At 64.8% G+C, this 676-nt stretch carries 1 pseudogene; it reads left to right on the plus strand.

Going from position 1 to position 676, the window contains the following annotated elements:
* A pseudogene (locus ACKAE7_RS21120) lies at positions 1 to 518 on the plus strand (DNA primase); the annotation flags it as partial.
* Positions 519 to 676 lie beyond the last annotated feature (158 nt).

The raw sequence follows: 676 nt of genomic DNA on the forward strand, positions 1-676 counted from the left end.
GCGTAGCTGCAGGGCCGCCGTCGGGAGCTGTGCCGTCCTACCACCGGCCCGACCCCCGGGACCCCGTGGCCTCCATGGAGCGGCAGGCGCTCGAGGTTGCCCTGCAGGAGCCGTCGCTCCTGCAGGGCGGGGTCTGGGAACGCTTTTCCGCCGCCCGCTTCGCCACCCCCGCCTTCCAGGCCGTCCACGACGCCATGCGGGCCACGGATCCCGCCCTCACTGCCGACCCCGTCCGGTGGGTTGAGCATGTGATGCACGAGGTTCCGGAACCATTGCGGCCCCTGGTATCCGAGCTTGCTGTTGTTCCGTTGCCCGCCAGCACCGAGGAAGCCGTGCAGAAGTACTGCCGGGACATCCTCTCCCGGCTGTTCGAGCTTCAAATTACCCGGGTCAAGGCGGACAAGATGGGCCAGCTCCAGAGGCTGGACCCCGCGGCTGATCCGGAAACGTACCAGCGGCTCAACCGTGAACTGATGATGCTGGAGATGGAACGCCGGGCGCTCAGGTCTGACGCCTGATCTGATGTTTCTGAGGTCCAGGACCCCTCGGTCCCGTCCCCGATTTCGCTTCCAGCCGGGGTCTTTGCTAGGCTAATACCCGCTTCATTCCTCCTTAGCTCAATTGGCAGAGCATTCGACTGTTAATCGAAGGGTTGCTGGTTCAAGTCCAGCAGGAG

This window comes from Pseudarthrobacter sp. NKDBFgelt (assembly GCF_046097905.1).
GTDB classification, from domain to species: Bacteria; Actinomycetota; Actinomycetes; order Actinomycetales; family Micrococcaceae; genus Arthrobacter; species Arthrobacter polychromogenes.